Origin of the sequence: Lelliottia sp. SL45 (genome assembly GCF_026672535.1) — a bacterium.
GTDB lineage: Bacteria > Pseudomonadota > Gammaproteobacteria > Enterobacterales > Enterobacteriaceae > Enterobacter > Enterobacter nimipressuralis.
Window position 1 is genome coordinate 515,870 of the sequence record NZ_JAPPRH010000003.1, and the last position, 17,159, is coordinate 533,028.

Here is a 17,159-nt window from a genome sequence, read left to right on the forward strand (position 1 = left end):
TGGTTATTTATCAACCAAATCTTAACAAATGTTAACGTCATTGCGGGTTGTGTTGGTAGATGTGCGCAAATTTGCTCACATCGAAAACCTAAGAAAACCTAAGGTCTGGAACCTCACAAAACCTGACATCTTAACTGCGAATTGTGCGCAAAGGAACCTTGACGAATCTATACATCTGAACTGCGAATTGAGCGCAAATTTACCCCAGAAACGAAACCGATAATTGAATCTGAAATTTCTCTCAAAGCCTTGCCAGTGCTGGGATGCCGCTATTTGCGGCGTGCGAAAAAGGTTGCGAATTGGAGGAGAAACTGCGAATTGGGGCATAAGCTGGATGTTAAGGAATGTTAAGGTTTCTCACTACATTCATGCCCCGTGAAAAACGAGCGGCAAAGACGCTACGCCGCCGAACTGAACATGTTTATACCCCCGGTAAAAATGTTTATACCCCTGTTAACATGTTAATACCCCACCAGCCCATAAATGGCGCGGCAATCGGCGCTGGCCTGTAAACATGTTTATACCCCCTGAACGGGGATTTTTTCTGTGCATGAGAGGGCGGACGGTGTACCGCCGCCAGCGGCATTGCCCTGACATATCCCCCCGCCCACGGACGGAGCAAAGCGCATGAGCTAACGGTCTGGAACGGCTCACCGGGAGGGGGCGAGCAATCCCTGTAACCATTACCCGACGGGACGCCCCGCATCCTCAAATGTTTAAACCCGCGAAATTAAAAAATTCATCCGAAGGGGGATCCTGACTGGAGAAGCCCACCAGCAAACGGCGCTGGTGGGCGTGGCGACAATTACCAGTTGCCGTAAGGGTAGGTTTTGCCTTTGATAAACTCAGGTGTGTCACCGTAATAGACGTATCCGTTGGGATGTTGGGTAATTCCCTTGCAAATATCCAGCTTATCGCCTGAAAACGTACCGATGCGTTTCGGCTCCAGTGGAATATTTTTCCCCCCGGCGCTATCCTGCAGCCAGATTTTTACCTTCCCTTCTGGTGCCAGACCAAACAGCAATGTTTTATACCAGGCGGTATTGCCGTAACGGTCTGTGCCTGTAGTGGTCAGCATGGTCTCTTTCAGTGACGGCTGAAAGACGATCTGCGTTTCATAGGTCTTTTTATCGATGATGGAATCCCAGCAAAACACCATATTAACGGGCGGGTGCCGGGCTTTATTGAAGTCAGGGAATAGCATCAACCGTGTATCCCACGAACCAACGGAGTTGGGATCTGCTGTTGTTTTATCCAGCATCCGAAACTTCGAGACCACATTACTGCTGTCAATAATGGCAGTATACGTCACCACGGCGGGCAGGGCATGGGGAGTAAAAAACGCAAATCCCCACTTCCCATAGGGCATTTCGCCCGTTTCTTCCGGCGTCTGTGGTTCCGATGCGTGACACCCTCCAGCCAGCAATACAAGCGCAAGCACGATTTTCAGCCTCATACCTTTTTCCCGTCCATGTTGTATACGGTACGCTGCCAGTTTTCATCCGGGCGATCCAGAAAACCGATAATTTCCGCTGCGGATGCGCCGCCCTGGGTGTACCCTTTCATATCAGCAATGATCGCGTTCCAGTTTGCCGAGCAGTGAATATACCGCTGAGCGATAATGTCAGTTTCGTCCTGGCTGAACGTGCCGGAAGACTGGCCCGAACGGACAGCCTTACCCATCGCCACGGCTTTATCGCACAGCGGTGCCAGTTCACCGGGAAGCGCCATTGCAGGGTTTGCCGGGTCGATTGCATCAAACATTACCCCAGCCTCCTGTGCAGCAGCGTACATCACCCGCAACGCTACTTTTGACCAGTCATTTTTAATGACCCGGTTGCGTAGCGTCATGGCGGCATAGCTGCGTTTCTGGGGTTCGCCGTAGCGGTTCGGTGGCATACGGTCATCAAACCAGGTTTCTACCGAGATTTCGCTGGTGCGCATGATGGGCGCAACCGCCGGGAAGGTGTCCAGCTTTTCCATCTGCTTTGTTGCCTGGTGATAGCCGCGCGTCTGTTCCCCCGGCTGGCGCAGCGGGATAGTGTCGGTCTCCGGGCGGGTTAGAAAGAGATCCTCTTTCACGGCTGGCAGGTAGCCCCCGCCAATGTCCGAATGCACGCCGGGTAGCGCCAGTTCAGGCCATGCGGGCTTAACGCTGTTTAACGCGAAGTTAAAGCGGCATTCGTGGGCTGCGGTGATATGGAAAACCTTATCAGCCACGCCCGGATGCAAAACAAGGTTTACGTTGCCCGTATCCGCGTTATGCGGATTCAGTCCATTTAACGGCGTACCGATAGCCGCCACGGTATCAAAAATGCCGATAAAGCGGATTTTACCTGCCGGAGCGCCCTTAAATTCAGCGCCCTGAATGCCGTCACGGATGGCGTCGATAATCGCGGGGTCTTCCGAGTGAATACGGTTGGCAAAGTGGCGCGAGGCCGCAGCGCCGCGGCTGAAACCGAAAATATCAAACTGAAGTGATTTGATTACCGGTTCATAATCTGGCTGATATTGTCGAATAGTGGACAGAGCCTCCTGCAAAGCCTGTTTAAGACGTGAAACGGCCTTATCTGTTTTTGCCACCACTCCGGTATCGGAAATCCCCAGCCCCTGACCGATCATGCTATCAGGCTGGCCCGCCTCTGTACCGATACCGTCAATATAAATCGCTTTCTGAGCTGCGGAATCACCCGGCGATATCGTTTGTTTATACAGCGTATTCAGCCAGTGCACATTGGTGTAATACCCCATGTAGCTGGTGGCCCCCACGCCCGATACGCCCATCCCCTCCTTAGCGCACTTACCCAGAATTGCGCCCGCGTCTGTGTCATCGAGCTGGTAACGCTGCGCAATACAGGCTTTTATCATGTTATCGGTGTTGATGGCATTGTTGCCCGTTCCATCAAAGAACACGCCAATTGTCAGCGTAATTTCTCGCTTTTCCTTTCGGGTCGTGTTGCCGGTATTGCCGGGGGCGGAGGTTGTATTTTTTCGGGCGACCTGTGCGTGCTGCTCTGGCTCCTGACTCGTTACGGGAGAAGATACTGCACGAGGGGAATCGCCCTGGTAAGGACCATGCTTGCGCCACGTCTGGGAAGGGATAAAGAAGGCTTTACAGGGGCAACTGGAGCGGCTGTAAAGGGTGCTGGCCTGCGGCACCCCACCCAGTGACAGCTCGCCGGGATGTCCGCCCATAATATGAAATTTTCCTGCGTGAACGCCGCAGGAGACCTCATCTCCTTTTCTGGCAACAAAGCACGGCGGCGTGCCCATTTTTACGGTCGGGTCTCCGCTCAGTACGCTTCCCCCGCAGCTGGTTTTATCACCTTTGACAATCCAGTACCCGATGCTCATTTTTCTCCCCCTTCCGAGGGCAATTCATTAGTATGTTGCTGGGGCATATCAAATCCTTCTGGTTAATATGGCTAAAGAACCGCCATCATACACCGCATGATACTTAGCCAAAATTTCTTTGTGTGGAGAATATGTTACGGATAATAGCGTATTCTTGACGCATACCATTTTCCCCGCATTTCCTTATGTAGCTCCGATTCCCTTACTGAGTATTTACCAGTGTTAATGACCAAGGCCGCCTACGCCTGGCACAAAGGTGTGAGTCGACAAACTGTCTACGACTGGATATCCGTCAGGATTATTACTACGCCATCACAACAGGCCGCCGCACGCTGCCCATCAAGCCAGCCTGTACACAGGCTGCTTATTCCCCTCGACTAACGGAGCAAACAACATGATAGATACCACCCTGGAACAGCTTGCATCGGCCTTTCTGTCCGGTACTGCCACCGGATCAGCGTTTGACGCTGTATCGTCGTTTGAGCGCCGGGAGCTGATGCGCATTATTAACAGCCAGTCTGCCAACCGTGAACGCTTCATGCAGAAACTCAGATCGCCCGCCTACCAGTGGAAGAAGCCAGCGCCACGGCGCTAATCCAATCGCTCGCACTCCCCATCAATCGCGCTATCAGCGCCGCCAGTATCGCGCGTTACAGCACACTGACCGGGCAGCCCGTAGCGCACGACAGTAGCGTTAGTCTCGCCGCCGCTACGCACCTGACGCGATTCATGCACCGTCACACGCTCAAGTAGCCCACCAGCAACCATTGTTTCCAGCGTGCGCCTGGTGGATTCGAGCTGATGCCGGGTGTCGAACGACTTCATGCCGTGGAGCAGGTAGGCAACGCCGGACACATCGAGCGGAGGCGAACCAATCTCACCTCTAACCCATTCGAGGTTATCCGGCTCGAAGTAACTGAGTATCTCTTTTTTACGGCTGGTCATTCTCATGGCTGGCTGATTCCTTATTGTGGGATGGTACTATCATACAATAAGAAAATGGCTATCACGACAACGCTAAGGTTACGCTAAGGTTTTACGGTAAGGTTACGGTAAGGTTTCGTGGAGGCTACGAAAGTTTCGTAGTTCAAAAAGCGAGCTAAAAAGCAGAGCACTTTGATTTTTGTTGTACACATGGTTGTACCCATTTTGATTTACCGAATAAAAAATACCTTTTAAATCAAGGTGGTTGTCGCTGTGTTTGTCTTTCACATCAAGAAAGGCAAATAATTGCACACTAAAAACCCGACTGAGTCGGGTTTTTTGCCTTTTGTCCTCCACAACTCATGAACGGAGTGGAACATGCGGTTAGGGTTTATTGGGCTTGGCGCCGTGGTTGAGACGGCCTATTTACCGGCGTTGCGACAGATTTTCGATACTCCCTTGCATTGCGTTGGTTTCGATCTTCGCCCCGAGCGCGAGCTTGCAGGCGTGGTGCGCTGCACGTCCCTGCAGCAACTGCTGGCCAGTCCGATAGACACCCTGTTTGTCACCACCTCTTCATTGCACCACCTCGACGCCCTTGAGCTGGCCTTATCCTCACCGATTCCGCGTATCGTGGTGGAAAAACCGGTTGTCGCGACGCTTTCCCAAATCGAAAGACTCAAAACGCTGCTCGCAAAACCTGAAGCCGCTGCTCGCGTGCTGGCGCTCGATCACTGGATGGCACGAAGCGGTGCCATGCAACTGGCGTTGGGCATTCTGAACCCGGCCTGGCAGTCGGAAGGGGAAAATCAGACGGCAGGAAGGGTGGTCAATTCACTTGATGAGATCGTCAAAATCGAAGGATTTCTCCAGGAGCCTAGCGGCTTCAACTCTGCGGGAGAACCTGTTGCACTGAATTTTGCCACCGGTGAGCCGGATACCCGCCAGCTTCGCCACCCGGACGGTGTCATCATTGATATCGGTACGCATGTGCTGGCGATGATGCGAGAAACCGTGCGCGAGCTCGGCGGAAATCACGCACTGTCTTTGCAGGTGATAACCGCAACAGATCGTCTCGGCCGCCCGATTGCCACAGGCGATCTGCTCACCGCCGAAGGCGAAGCTCATCTTCAGGGCCATGTGAGCGGTATTCCGGTGGATATCTGGCTGAACAAATATGCCGGGCCTGCGGGTGGGCAAAAAGGGCTTCGGCTGCATCTACGTGACGGGCGCATTATCAGCCACGACCGACGCGGCACCGAGGATGTTCTCGAACTGATTGACGGCAAAAACGTGCAGCGCTGGACGCTTCCGGGGGCGATCTACGCCCACTGTCTGGCAGAGCATATTCTTGGGGAACAAAGCCTGTACGAGAGGGCGCCAGGAGAGGTGGCATTCACCACGCAGCGGCGGCTGGAAGAGGTCGAACTCCTGCTGAAATTACAGCAACAGCTGCGTGGCCCACACTGATCGCGGCGTGGTAAAATACCTCAAAACCTTTTTAAGGAGTCACGATGTCTATCATCTGTCCGGATTGCCATGCAGAGCTGGAACCTGTAAACGGAATGGCGCACTGCGAGAGCTGCGATAAAGATATCGCGCTTGAAGCGCTATGCCCTGATTGCCATCAGCCGCTTCAGGTTTTGAAAGCCTGCGGTGCGGTCGATTATTTTTGCCAGAACGGGCACGGCCTGATTTCGAAGAAACGCGTTGAGTTCAAGCCGGTTTAAACCGGCTTTTTCTTGCGTGTTTTTTTCGCGGGAGTGATACCTTTCACTTCACTTTCGACCCAGCCGTCGGCCAGGCGGGTTGTCAGCATGTCACCGGCTTTCACCTGTTTGGTCTGCTTCAGTACCGTGCCGTCTGTCGCCGTGGTTACACTGTAGCCGCGCGCCAGCGTTGAAAGCGGGCTAACGGCTTCCAGGTGCGTTACCGCATTACCAAAACGCTCACGGGTACTACTCAGGCGTGCGCGGATGTTCTCACCCAGACGATATTCAAGCTGCTGCATGCGTGTCTGCGCGCGATAGATGCGCGGCTGAGGGTTTTGCTGATTCAGGCGCTGGGTTATCCGCTGCTGGCGCGAAACCGCGCGCTTGAGTTGATTATCCAGAGCAAAATTCATCCGCTGGCGCAGACGCTCAAGCACCGTTTGCTGACGTGCCAGACGCAGCTGCGGGTGCTGCTGCTGTAGCCGATGCTGCAACTGGGTAAAACGCCGATTACGGTTGGCGAGGAAATAGTCCATCGCCATTTCCAGACGCTGCTGGCCGTTCTGCAACTGGCGTAATAGTTCCAGCTGGTTGCGGCTCACGATTTCGGCGGCGGCAGATGGCGTCGGCGCGCGCATGTCCGCGACAAAATCAGCGATGGTGACGTCAGTTTCGTGCCCGACCGCGCTGACAATGGGAATAACACTGTCGAAAATCGCCCGCGCCACGCGCTCGTCGTTGAAACTCCATAGATCTTCCAGAGAACCACCGCCGCGCCCGACGATTAACACGTCACACTCCTGGCGCGCGTTTGCCAGCGCGATGGCGCGCACAATCTGGCCCGGCGCTTCGTCGCCCTGCACGGCAGTCGGGTAAATCACAACGGGCAGCGACGGATCGCGACGCTTCAGCACGTGTAAAATATCGTGCAGCGCCGCACCGGTTTTAGAGGTTATCACCCCGACGCAATGGGCGGGAGAGGGCAGGGATTTCTTGAACTGCTGATCGAACAGGCCTTCTGCTGACAGTTTTGCTTTTAGCTGCTCGTATTTCTGCTGCAGCAAGCCTTCACCCGCCGGCTGCATGCTCTCGACGATGATCTGATAATCACCGCGCGGTTCATACAGCGTGATGTTGGCGCGAACCAGAACCTGCTGGCCGTGCTGAGGGCGGAACGTCACCCGACGATTGCTGTTGCGGAACATGGCACAGCGCACCTGAGCGGTGTCGTCTTTCAGCGTAAAGTACCAGTGGCCGGATGACGGCTGCGTGAAATTAGAGATCTCTCCGCTGATCCAGACCTGTCCCATTTCCTGCTCGAGCAGCAAACGAACCGATTGATTGAGGCGGCTAACGGTAAAAATTGAGGGGCTTTGGGAGGATAACATGTGAGCGGGATCAAATTCTAAATCAGCAAGTTATTCAGTCGATAGTAACCTGCCCGGAGGCAATCGCAAGCATTTTTTATAAAAAAGTGTGGATGCAATCGGTTACGCTCTGTATAATGCCACGGCAATATTTAACCACCCAGGTCAGAGATATTGCCCATGCTACGTATCGCTAAAGAAGCACTGACGTTTGACGACGTCCTCCTCGTTCCCGCTCATTCCACCGTTCTGCCGAATACTGCCGATCTCAGCACGCAGTTGACTAAAACCATTCGCCTGAACATTCCTATGCTCTCTGCGGCTATGGACACCGTGACTGAAGCGCGCCTGGCAATTGCCCTGGCACAGGAAGGTGGCATCGGCTTTATTCACAAAAACATGTCTATCGAGCGTCAGGCGGATGAAGTTCGCCGCGTGAAAAAACATGAATCCGGCATTGTTTCCGATCCCCAGACCGTTCTGCCAACCACTACCCTGCATGAAGTGAAAGCGCTGACCGAGCGTAATGGCTTTGCGGGCTATCCGGTCGTGACTGAAGACAACGAACTGGTGGGTATCATTACTGGCCGTGACGTGCGCTTCGTGACCGACCTGAACCAGCCTGTCAGCGTCTACATGACGCCGAAAGAGCGTCTGGTGACCGTGCGTGAAGGCGAAACCCGTGAAGTCGTGCTGGCTAAAATGCACGAAAAACGCGTTGAAAAAGCGCTGGTTGTGGATAACAGCTTCCACCTGCGTGGCATGATCACCGTAAAAGATTTCCAGAAAGCAGAACGTAAACCCAACGCCTGTAAAGACGAGCGTGGCCGTCTGCGCGTAGGCGCTGCGGTGGGTGCAGGCGCTGGCAACGAAGAGCGCGTTGATGCGCTGGTCGCTGCGGGCGTTGACATTCTGCTGATCGACTCCTCTCACGGTCATTCCGAAGGTGTTCTGCAACGTATTCGCGATACCCGTGCAAAATACCCTGATCTGCAGATCATCGGCGGTAACGTCGCAACTGGCGCGGGTGCCCGTGCTCTGGCAGATGCCGGTTGTAGCGCTGTAAAAGTGGGTATCGGCCCTGGCTCCATCTGTACGACGCGTATCGTAACCGGCGTGGGCGTTCCGCAGATCACCGCCGTTTCTGACGCGGTAGAAGCGCTGGAAGGCACCGGTATTCCGGTTATCGCCGACGGCGGTATCCGCTTCTCTGGCGATATCGCGAAAGCCATCGCGGCAGGTGCAGCGGCGGTCATGGTTGGCTCTATGCTGGCCGGTACCGAAGAATCTCCGGGCGAAATCGAACTGTTCCAGGGCCGTTCTTATAAATCTTACCGTGGTATGGGTTCCCTGGGCGCGATGTCCAAAGGTTCTTCAGACCGTTACTTCCAGACCGATAACGCAGCCGACAAACTGGTACCGGAAGGTATCGAAGGTCGCGTGGCGTACAAAGGCCGTCTGAAAGAGATTATCCACCAGCAGATGGGCGGCCTGCGTTCCTGTATGGGTCTGACCGGCTGTGGTACTATCGACCTGCTGCGTACTAAAGCGGAATTTGTACGTATCAGCGGTGCGGGTATCCAGGAAAGCCACGTTCACGACGTGACAATCACCAAAGAGTCCCCGAACTACCGTCTGGGCTCCTGATAAGTTTCCGCGCCCGGCTCAATGCCGGGCGCTTTGTTTCACTTGCCTCGGAATTAGCGTCAATGACGGAAAACATTCATAAACATCGCATTCTTATCCTGGATTTCGGTTCTCAGTACACTCAGCTGGTGGCACGTCGCGTGCGTGAACTTGGCGTTTACTGTGAGCTGTGGGCGTGGGATGTCACGGAAGCACAAATCCGTGAATTCAATCCAAGCGGCATCATCCTTTCTGGCGGCCCGGAAAGCACCACCGAACATAACAGCCCGCGCGCCCCGCAATACGTCTTTGAAGCCGGTGTTCCTGTCTTCGGCGTCTGCTACGGCATGCAGACCATGGCAATGCAGCTGGGCGGCCACGTTGAATCTTCTAACGAGCGTGAGTTTGGCTACGCGCAGGTCGAAGTGCTGACCGACAGCGCCCTGGTTCGCGGTATCGAAGATTCCCTGACCGCTGAAGGCAAACCGCTGCTCGACGTCTGGATGAGCCACGGCGATAAAGTGACCGCGATTCCTTCCGATTTCGTAACCGTTGCCAGCACCGAAAGCTGCCCGTTTGCCATTATGGCGAACGAAGAAAAACGCTTCTACGGCGTGCAGTTCCACCCGGAAGTGACCCACACCCGTCAGGGTATGCGTATGCTGGACCGCTTCGTTCGCGATATCTGCCAGTGTGAAGCGCTGTGGACCCCAGCGAAAATCATCGACGATGCCGTTGAGCGTATCCGCAAACAGGTCGGCGACGATAAAGTGATCCTCGGCCTGTCCGGTGGCGTTGACTCCTCCGTGACCGCGATGCTGCTGCACCGTGCCATCGGCAAAAACCTGACCTGCGTCTTCGTGGACAATGGTCTGCTGCGCCTGAACGAAGCCCAGCAGGTGATGGACATGTTCGGCGACCATTTCGGTCTGAACATTGTTCACGTTGAAGGCGAAGAGCGCTTCCTGTCCGCACTGGCGGGCGAAAACGATCCGGAAGCCAAACGTAAAATCATTGGCCGCGTGTTTGTTGAAGTGTTCGACGAACAGGCGCTGCGCCTGGAAGACGTGAAATGGCTGGCGCAAGGCACCATCTACCCAGACGTGATCGAATCCGCTGCTTCCGCAACGGGTAAAGCACACGTCATCAAATCTCACCACAACGTGGGCGGCCTGCCGAAAGAGATGAAGATGGGTCTGGTTGAACCGCTGCGTGAGCTGTTCAAAGACGAAGTACGTAAAATTGGTCTGGAGCTGGGCCTGCCGTACGACATGCTTTACCGTCACCCGTTCCCGGGCCCAGGTCTGGGCGTGCGCGTGCTGGGCGAAGTGAAGAAAGAGTACTGCGACCTGCTGCGTCGTGCGGATGCAATCTTCATCGAAGAGCTGCATAAAGCCGACCTGTACAACAAAGTGAGCCAGGCGTTCACCGTATTCCTGCCAGTACGCTCCGTCGGCGTCATGGGTGATGGCCGTAAGTACGACTGGGTTGTCTCCCTGCGTGCTGTTGAAACCATCGACTTCATGACCGCTCACTGGGCACACCTGCCGTATGACTTCCTTGGCCGTGTCTCTAACCGCATCATCAACGAAGTGAACGGGATTTCCCGTGTCGTTTATGACATCAGCGGTAAGCCACCGGCGACGATTGAGTGGGAATAATTTTCCCCCTCTAGTCACACAAAACCCTCTGCCTCGCCAGAGGGTTTTTTATTGTGCCTCTGCATAACCACCATCCCTACAGCCAGCCCCCCAATTATCACCGTCAATCCACATGACACCCACATTGCCCCGAACACACCCAGTTCGCGGTTCAGCCACGCGTAAGCAAAGGGCGATACCGCTGCCATGACCTGCGCCGGAATGAGCAAGACGCCCGTGCGTCGTGCGTAATCCTCAGCAGGAAAAAGCTGTAACGGCAGCGTGGCTTTTACGATGGTCACCAGCCCGTTGATGGCACCATAGCCCAGCACAAATCCGGCAGCCGCCCAGATAAAGGTGCTGGCGCTGAGTCCGGTCAAAAAACAGAGGGGCATGGCGAGGGCAGTGATGAGCGTCAGTCGCAGCGGCGAGAGATGCGCCCCGGCAACCACCTCCGTAAATCGCGCGCCCGTCTGGCCAATGCCCCAGAGCATCCCCACGGACGCCGGAAGCCCTACGCTTGCGATAAATTCCGGTAAGTGCGTGGATGTGCCGTTCGAAACAAAGGTAATGAGCGCAATGAATGTGGCGTAGAGCAGGCCGTTGCGGCGATCCTGATGATTGGCGGGCGCTGTCGCTTTCCATGGAGTGGCGACCGGCACCCTGTGGCCTGGAAGTACGCGGATAAGCACCGCACTCAGCAGGCCGGCCAGGGCGTAGACCAGCAGTGCTTCACGCCAGCTCATAAATGTAAGCAGTTTCGCGCCCAGCGGCCAGAACACGGCAGAGGCCAGCCCGCCCGCCAGCGTGACGTGTGAAATCGTCCGTCGGGCACTCTGGCCGTAGAGATTCACCAGCGAGGCGAACAGGGCATCGTACAGGGACAAGCGCATACCGATCCCTGCCAGCAGCCACGCCGCATACCAGCCAGGCAACGCGTGCACGCAGGCCATGACGGCACAACTCACGGCGATCATCAGCGTGCCGCTCATCACCACGAGCTGCCCGCCAAATCGGGCCAGCAGCCTGGCGACAAAAGGCGACACCGTCGCCATCACCAGCATAGCGAGGGTCAGGCCAAAGTAGATCTGTGGTGACGACCAGCGCATGTCTGCGGCGATCGCGTGGGCAAAGGTCCCTGGCATGTAAAAGGTAATTCCCCAGTTGATCAACTGATTGCCTCCGGCAGCAACAGGAAGCAGGCGGGGGAGGGTAGGTGTTTTCATTATTTTTCATTCCGTCAGGCAGTTGTGATCACCATACTGCGCACGGTAAGGTGCTGGCAGGCCTCTGTGTTTATGACTCCTATAAGAGAAACTTTGCGATGACGACGCTGAATCTGGGCAATCTGGCGACCTTCCGGCTGGTGATCCAGCGCGGCAGCTTTTCGGCTGCGGCGGATATATTGGGCCTTTCTCAACCAGCGGTGAGCCTGCAGGTGCGCCAGCTTGAGCAATTTCTGCGAACGCGTCTGGTCGAACGTACCGGGCGTGGCATCAAAGCCACCGCTGCGGGGCTGGCGCTACTTGAGCATGGCAATCGTATTGAGCAGGTAGTGGAAGAGGCGATCCGGTCGGTCAGCGAGTTTAGTCATGAGATCAGTGGCACTATTACGCTGGGCACGGGGGCCACGGCCTGTATTCACCTTTTGCCTCCGTTGCTACGGCAGCTTCGTGAGGAGCATCCGCTATTACGCGTCGGCGTAACGACGGGGAACACGCTGGATGTGGTGCGCGCCGTGGAGGAGAACCGTCTGGATATCGGGCTGGTCACACTCCCGGCAAGCGGTCGTGCGCTGGAGGTGATGCCCCTACTCGATGAAGAGTTTGTCCTGATAATTTCCCAGGCGCAGGACGAGGAGATAGCGCAGTTTAGCCCGCAAATATTGCACGCACTTCCCCTGATAGCCTTCGAATCGGGGAGTGGCACGCGGGATTTAATTGATGGCTGGTTTAACACATGCGATCTGGAGGTCCGCCCTGTGATGCAGCTGGGCAGTATCGAGGCCATTAAGCGCATGGTTCGCGCAGGATTGGGATACAGCATTGTCCCACGTATGGCGGTCGAAAACGTAGCGGATCGCGAAGGGCTGAGCGTGCGGTCGCTGAACCCCGTTCTGCATCGTCAGTTAGGTATCGTCATGCGGCAAGACAAAATTCTCAGTAAGGGAATTTCTGAAGTGATTCGTTTATTGCGCGAGAAGGTTAATGGTTAACGGAGTCCAGCGGCTGGCTGACTTGCTGAGACTGGATTTTGTCCTGATGGTGATACCAGGCGCCAATGGAGGAGTACACGAAGCGGCCGAAGAAAAACAGAAAGCTGATAAGCAAGATAATGCGGGTCATTCGAGTGTTAAATCGATGTCGTTTGTGCATACGCGTTGCCTGGCTCACTGTGTTTTCCTGGGTATACCCTTTTGGGCGATGGGACTATTAAGTCACAGCGGGAAGCAAGGGTCAATTCGGAGTGTGTAAAAAATCGTCAATGCAATGATTCGTTGATGTTATCGATATTAATTCAATAATTTACCAAGCTGATAGAAAACAGAAAACGGCCCGAGAAAATTGTAATAATTGGTTTTTTGAATCCATATTCTTGCGTTAGGTCAATTCTTGCGCGGCATTGATCACTAAAATCCTCCCTCCACGGTGTTTTCTCATGAAAATACTGTGCGTCAAAATGTCAGGTTGGATGCCTGTCTGAAATTACCCTATGGATGAAGGGGCTTAACCAGGCGCCTATGAACATTCTCTCTTTTTTACAGCAAAACAAAGATCGCTGGTGGGCGCTCCCCCTTCTGTTGCCTGTTATTTTTCTGCCCCTGCTGAACGTTGCGAGCACTTATACCCAGTTAAACGGCGGAAGCATCGTACTCTATTACATGCCGTTGTCGTTTCTGCTCTCCGCAATGCTGTTTTTCGGCCTCGCAGCACTGCCGGGCATCATTCTTGCGCTGTTTTTACGTTATTACGACACGGTCAGCCTCTATGAGACCGTGGCGCTCATCTGCCATTTTATCGTTCCGCTCACCCTGAGCTGGGGCGGATATCGGGTTTTTGCTCCCCGGCGAAATATGGTGGCATACGGCAATACAAAGCTGATGGCGCAACGTATTTTCTGGCAGGTTTTGTGCCCGTCGACGCTATTTTTAGTGTTGTTCCAGTTTGCCGTTTACCTCGGCGTCTATGAAACCCGACAGAGCGTGGCCGGGCTAAATCCGCTGACCATTCGCACCCTGATCAATTTTCAGGGGCTGCTGGTCGGCGGATTGACGGGAGTGCCGTTCAGCTATCTGATGATTCGCGTGTTCCGCCATCCTCGTTATCTCAAAGCGCTCGTTTCACAGATCCGAACGCAGATTGATAAGAAAGTCACTGCGGCGGAGTTTGTTCTCTGGCTTGCCGCGCTGGCAGGCCTGCTTTCACTGCTGCTGGTACCCATGAGCGACAGCAGCTCAATTTTTAGCACTAACTACACGCTGTCGCTGATGATGCCGGTGATGCTGTGGGGCTCAATGCGGTTTGGCTATAAGCTGATGTCGATCATCTGGACGCCGGTGCTGATGGTCTCAATTCACTATTTTTACCTCTATATTCCGCTCGGCCAGGGCTACGACATTCACCTGGCGATCACGTCGTCGAGTTATCTGGTCTTCTCTTTTGTGGTGATTTACATGGCAATGCTGGCTACGCGCCAGCGGGTGATCACGCGCCACGCCAGACGCCTGGCTTTTCTCGATCCGGTTGTGCACATGCCGAATCTGCGGGCGTTATCGCGTGCGTTGTCTAAATCACCCTGGTCAACGCTCTGTATGCTGCGCGTACCGGAACTTGAAGTTCTGAGCCGCAACTACGGTGTGCTGCTTCGAATTCAGTACAAACAGAAGCTGGCGGAGTGGCTTAAGAGTTTCCTGCAGCCCAATGAGTGCGTTTATCAGCTGTCCGGATGCGATCTGGCGATACGGCTGAACACTGAGTCACACGTAACGCGTATTGAAGCGCTCGACGAACTCATTAAACAGTTTCGTTTTATCTGGGACGGGGTGCCGCTGCAACCGCAGGTGGGTATCAGCTATTGTTGTGTCCGTTCGCCGGTGACCCATCTCTATTTGCTGCTCGGCGAGTTGAGCATCATTGCGGATTTCTCGCTCTTCACCAACCATCCTGAGAACCTAAAACAGCGCGGCGCGGCTAATTTACAGCGTAGCCTGCGGGATAAAGTGGCGATGATGAACCGACTGCAGCGGGCGCTTGAGCACAATGAATTTCAGCTCATGGCGCAACGGGTGCAGGGCGTTCGCGGCGATCACTACCACGAAATCCTGTTACGCATGACCGATGAAAATGGCGTACTCATTACGCCGGATAAATTCCTGCCCGTGGCGCAGGAGTTTGGCTTGTCATCGCGCGTCGATCTCTGGGTGCTGGAAAGTACGCTGAAGTTTATGTCGGCGCATCGCGGCAGGCTACCCGGCAAGCGTTTTGCCATTAATCTCATGTCCTCAACCATCTGCCGATCGCAATTCCCCATTGAGGTTCACCGTTTGCTGGAGAAATACGGCATCGAAGCCTGGCAGCTGATCTTTGAAATTACCGAGTGCAGCGGCTTTGGCAATGCGGATCTGGCGGATCAGATGGTCAAACAGCTGCAGAAGTTAGGGTGTCTGATTGCCATCGACGATTTTGGAACGGGCTATGCCAGCTATGCCCGGTTGAAAAGCGTTGATGCCGATATCCTGAAAATTGACGGCAGTTTTATTCGTAACATCGCTGATAACAGCCTGGACTATCAGATTGTCGCGTCGATTTGCCATCTGGCGCGGATGAAGAAAATGCTGGTGGTGGCCGAATATGTGGAAAGTGAAGCGATACGCAGCGCACTGAGCGCGCTGGGGATAGATTTTCTGCAGGGATATTTAATCGGTAAACCTGAGCCGCTGGAACAGCTGCTCGATTCTCAGGCGTCACTACTGGACGCCTGAGAACACAGGGTTACGCCGCCACGTCTGGCGACTGCTCTTCTTCGATTTTAAGCAACCAGCCGGTCACACCTTCCCAGTACTGCTGCTCTTTTTCCAGATCCAGCAGCACCAGCGCATTCTGGCTAAACCAGTCGTGCGGGAAACTCAGCGTCCAGTGATGGTCGTCGGTTTTCAGGGTAAGCGTTGGCGGCGTCGTCGTCGCCTGACGCTGGTTATTCAGCAAAACGCCTAAACGCAAAAGCTGAATGAGGGGCAGGAATTGCTTTTTCTTGAACAGCGTAAAGCGCGGCAGATCGTCCAGTTTGATTGCCTTACGGTGATAGCGCACCAGCGTCGCCATCATCGTTTGTTGCTCCTGATTGAAGCCCGGCAGATCGCTGTTTTGCAGAATATAAGCTGAGTGGCGATGCATGCCGCTGTGGTTAATATTCAGGCCTACTTCGTGCAGCATCGTCGCCCATTTCAACAGGGCAGCCAGCTGCGGATGCGCCAGCTTCGGGTTCTGCTCTTCCCACTGTTCGTAAATGTGGGTGGTGGTTTCCAGAACGCGCTTCGCTTGTTCACGGTCGATATTGTACTGATTCGCCAGGCTTTGCGCGGTACGGCTGCGAATATCCTGATGACGGAAGCGACCTTCCATTTCGTAAAGCACGCCTTCACGCAACGCCCCGTCGGACAGGCGCAGCTCGCGGATCGCCAGCGCATCGAAGACACCGCACAGAATCGCCAGCCCAGGCACGAAGACCGCCTTACGTTCGTCGGACAAGCCCGGCAGGCTCAGGGAGTCAAAACTTTTGTGTTTGAGCACTTCTTCCCGGAGTTTCTCCAGCCGTTCCGGAGTGATAATTCCGTCTTTTTCACCCATCGCCAGCAGCACTTCGTGTGCCGCTTTGATGCTACCGGACGCGCCGAGGGCAACATTCCAGCCCTGAATACGATACTGCCAGGCAAGCGATTCCAGTTTCTGAACGGCCGCCATGCGCGCGCGCTGGAAATTTTCACGGGTAATGGTACCGCCAGGGAAGTACATCTGCGCAAAGCTGACGCAGCCCATACGGCGGCTTTCAACCAGTTTTGGTTCGAAGTCTTCGCCGATGACCAGCTCAGTCGACCCGCCGCCGATATCGATTACCAGTTTGCGGCCTTTTTCCGGCTGGGTATGTTCCACACCCATAAAAATCAGACGCGCTTCCTCGTTACCCGAAATAATTTCAATCGGGTAGGGGATCACTTTTTCCGCGCGTTTGAGAAACTCTGGCGCATTCAGTGCCTGGCGCAGCGTGTGTGTTCCGACAATACACACGCTCGATGCAGAGAACCCTTGCAGGCGTTCGGCGAACAGCGACAGGCAGGCTAAACCGCGCTCCATCGCCTCTTCGCTGAGCATGTTTTTGTCGTCAAGACCATCGGCGAGATGGACGCGCTGCTTAAGGCGCCCGATGATCTGCATGGCGCCGTCGACCTCGCGGGCGATGACCATATGAAAGCTGTTAGAACCTAAATCGACCGCAGCAAACTCCTGCGGGCGTGGGGTCTTATCATTTATCGGCATAGG

At 54.7% G+C, this 17,159-nt stretch carries 14 protein-coding genes; 7 read left to right on the forward strand and 7 right to left on the reverse strand.

Features of this window, described 5'->3' with window-relative positions:
• Positions 1-805: 805 nt before the first annotated feature.
• Entirely contained in the window at positions 806-1,456 is a 651-nt protein-coding gene (locus OVA10_RS08395; protein WP_268195764.1) for a DUF2931 family protein, read from the reverse strand.
• Positions 1,453-3,354, reverse strand: coding sequence for a PAAR domain-containing protein (locus OVA10_RS08400; protein ID WP_268195765.1), 1,902 nt, complete (start codon positions 3,352-3,354; stop codon positions 1,453-1,455). Before OVA10_RS08400 ends, OVA10_RS08395 begins: the two co-directional genes overlap by 4 nt.
• 394 nt (positions 3,355-3,748) lie before the next feature.
• Here OVA10_RS08400 and OVA10_RS08405 point away from each other — a divergent pair, with 394 nt between their 5' ends.
• Complete coding sequence (locus tag OVA10_RS08405) at positions 3,749-3,949, forward strand: hypothetical protein (RefSeq protein WP_268195767.1); 201 nt, start codon at positions 3,749-3,751, stop codon at positions 3,947-3,949.
• Here OVA10_RS08405 and OVA10_RS08410 read toward each other — a convergent pair.
• Positions 3,946-4,305: a hypothetical protein gene (locus OVA10_RS08410; RefSeq protein ID WP_268195768.1), complete on the reverse strand. Its 360-nt coding sequence runs from the start codon at positions 4,303-4,305 to the stop codon at positions 3,946-3,948. The two genes, OVA10_RS08405 and OVA10_RS08410, sit on opposite strands and share 4 nt — an antisense overlap.
• 351 nt (positions 4,306-4,656) lie before the next feature.
• On the opposite strand from OVA10_RS08410, the gene OVA10_RS08415 reads away from it, so the two are divergent.
• The gene (locus OVA10_RS08415; RefSeq protein WP_268195769.1) at positions 4,657-5,748 is read left to right on the forward strand and encodes a Gfo/Idh/MocA family oxidoreductase; all 1,092 of its coding nucleotides are present in this window, start codon (positions 4,657-4,659) and stop codon (positions 5,746-5,748) included.
• Positions 5,749-5,792: 44 nt separating this feature from the next.
• Positions 5,793-6,008, forward strand: a complete 216-nt coding sequence (locus OVA10_RS08420; RefSeq protein WP_100779327.1) for a zinc ribbon domain-containing protein — start codon at positions 5,793-5,795, stop codon at positions 6,006-6,008.
• Here OVA10_RS08420 and xseA read toward each other — a convergent pair.
• Entirely contained in the window at positions 6,005-7,378 is a 1,374-nt protein-coding gene (gene xseA / locus OVA10_RS08425; protein WP_123427094.1) for an exodeoxyribonuclease VII large subunit, read from the reverse strand. The two genes, OVA10_RS08420 and xseA, sit on opposite strands and share 4 nt — an antisense overlap.
• A 159-nt stretch (positions 7,379-7,537) precedes the next feature.
• On the opposite strand from xseA, the gene guaB reads away from it, so the two are divergent.
• Both guaB and guaA read left to right on the forward strand, forming a co-directional pair.
• Positions 7,538-9,004, forward strand: coding sequence for an IMP dehydrogenase (gene guaB / locus OVA10_RS08430; RefSeq protein WP_100779329.1), 1,467 nt, complete (start codon positions 7,538-7,540; stop codon positions 9,002-9,004).
• A 62-nt stretch (positions 9,005-9,066) separates the two neighbouring features.
• Positions 9,067-10,644, forward strand: coding sequence for a glutamine-hydrolyzing GMP synthase (gene guaA / locus OVA10_RS08435; RefSeq protein ID WP_100779330.1), 1,578 nt, complete (start codon positions 9,067-9,069; stop codon positions 10,642-10,644).
• Between the two features lie 14 nt (positions 10,645-10,658).
• Here guaA and OVA10_RS08440 read toward each other — a convergent pair whose 3' ends face one another.
• Positions 10,659-11,849, reverse strand: a complete 1,191-nt coding sequence (locus OVA10_RS08440; RefSeq protein WP_268195770.1) for an MFS transporter — start codon at positions 11,847-11,849, stop codon at positions 10,659-10,661.
• Between the two features lie 98 nt (positions 11,850-11,947).
• Between OVA10_RS08440 and OVA10_RS08445 the strand changes: the two genes are divergently transcribed.
• Positions 11,948-12,838, forward strand: coding sequence for a LysR family transcriptional regulator (locus tag OVA10_RS08445; RefSeq protein WP_181826651.1), 891 nt, complete (start codon positions 11,948-11,950; stop codon positions 12,836-12,838).
• Here the strand turns inward: OVA10_RS08445 and OVA10_RS08450 are convergent.
• On the reverse strand, positions 12,828-12,998 hold the full coding sequence (locus OVA10_RS08450; RefSeq protein ID WP_123428126.1) for a YfgG family protein: 171 nt from the start codon (positions 12,996-12,998) through the stop codon (positions 12,828-12,830). The genes OVA10_RS08445 and OVA10_RS08450 overlap by 11 nt on opposite strands.
• Positions 12,999-13,363: 365 nt before the next feature.
• On the opposite strand from OVA10_RS08450, the gene OVA10_RS08455 reads away from it, so the two are divergent.
• Positions 13,364-15,604, forward strand: coding sequence for a sensor domain-containing phosphodiesterase (locus OVA10_RS08455; protein ID WP_268195771.1), 2,241 nt, complete (start codon positions 13,364-13,366; stop codon positions 15,602-15,604).
• A 10-nt stretch (positions 15,605-15,614) separates the two neighbouring features.
• On the opposite strand, the gene ppx is transcribed toward OVA10_RS08455, so the two are convergent.
• A complete protein-coding gene (gene ppx, locus OVA10_RS08460) occupies positions 15,615-17,156 on the reverse strand; it encodes an exopolyphosphatase (RefSeq protein WP_248858888.1) in 1,542 nt (513 codons plus the stop codon).
• Positions 17,157-17,159: the final 3 nt, after the last annotated feature.

What these genes read in the sequence shown, in the direction of transcription:
- OVA10_RS08395 (WP_268195764.1), bottom strand. Translation starts at nt 1,456, where the DNA reads ATGAGGCTGAAAATCGTGCTTGCGCTTGTATTGCTGGCTGGAGGGTGT.
- OVA10_RS08400 (WP_268195765.1), bottom strand. Translation starts at nt 3,354, where the DNA reads ATGAGCATCGGGTACTGGATTGTCAAAGGTGATAAAACCAGCTGCGGG.
- OVA10_RS08405 (WP_268195767.1), top strand. Translation starts at nt 3,749, where the DNA reads ATGATAGATACCACCCTGGAACAGCTTGCATCGGCCTTTCTGTCCGGT.
- OVA10_RS08410 (WP_268195768.1), bottom strand. Translation starts at nt 4,305, where the DNA reads ATGAGAATGACCAGCCGTAAAAAAGAGATACTCAGTTACTTCGAGCCG.
- OVA10_RS08415 (WP_268195769.1), top strand. Translation starts at nt 4,657, where the DNA reads ATGCGGTTAGGGTTTATTGGGCTTGGCGCCGTGGTTGAGACGGCCTAT.
- OVA10_RS08420 (WP_100779327.1), top strand. Translation starts at nt 5,793, where the DNA reads ATGTCTATCATCTGTCCGGATTGCCATGCAGAGCTGGAACCTGTAAAC.
- xseA (WP_123427094.1), bottom strand. Translation starts at nt 7,378, where the DNA reads ATGTTATCCTCCCAAAGCCCCTCAATTTTTACCGTTAGCCGCCTCAAT.
- guaB (WP_100779329.1), top strand. Translation starts at nt 7,538, where the DNA reads ATGCTACGTATCGCTAAAGAAGCACTGACGTTTGACGACGTCCTCCTC.
- guaA (WP_100779330.1), top strand. Translation starts at nt 9,067, where the DNA reads ATGACGGAAAACATTCATAAACATCGCATTCTTATCCTGGATTTCGGT.
- OVA10_RS08440 (WP_268195770.1), bottom strand. Translation starts at nt 11,849, where the DNA reads ATGAAAACACCTACCCTCCCCCGCCTGCTTCCTGTTGCTGCCGGAGGC.
- OVA10_RS08445 (WP_181826651.1), top strand. Translation starts at nt 11,948, where the DNA reads ATGACGACGCTGAATCTGGGCAATCTGGCGACCTTCCGGCTGGTGATC.
- OVA10_RS08450 (WP_123428126.1), bottom strand. Translation starts at nt 12,998, where the DNA reads ATGCACAAACGACATCGATTTAACACTCGAATGACCCGCATTATCTTG.
- OVA10_RS08455 (WP_268195771.1), top strand. Translation starts at nt 13,364, where the DNA reads ATGAACATTCTCTCTTTTTTACAGCAAAACAAAGATCGCTGGTGGGCG.
- ppx (WP_248858888.1), bottom strand. Translation starts at nt 17,156, where the DNA reads ATGCCGATAAATGATAAGACCCCACGCCCGCAGGAGTTTGCTGCGGTC.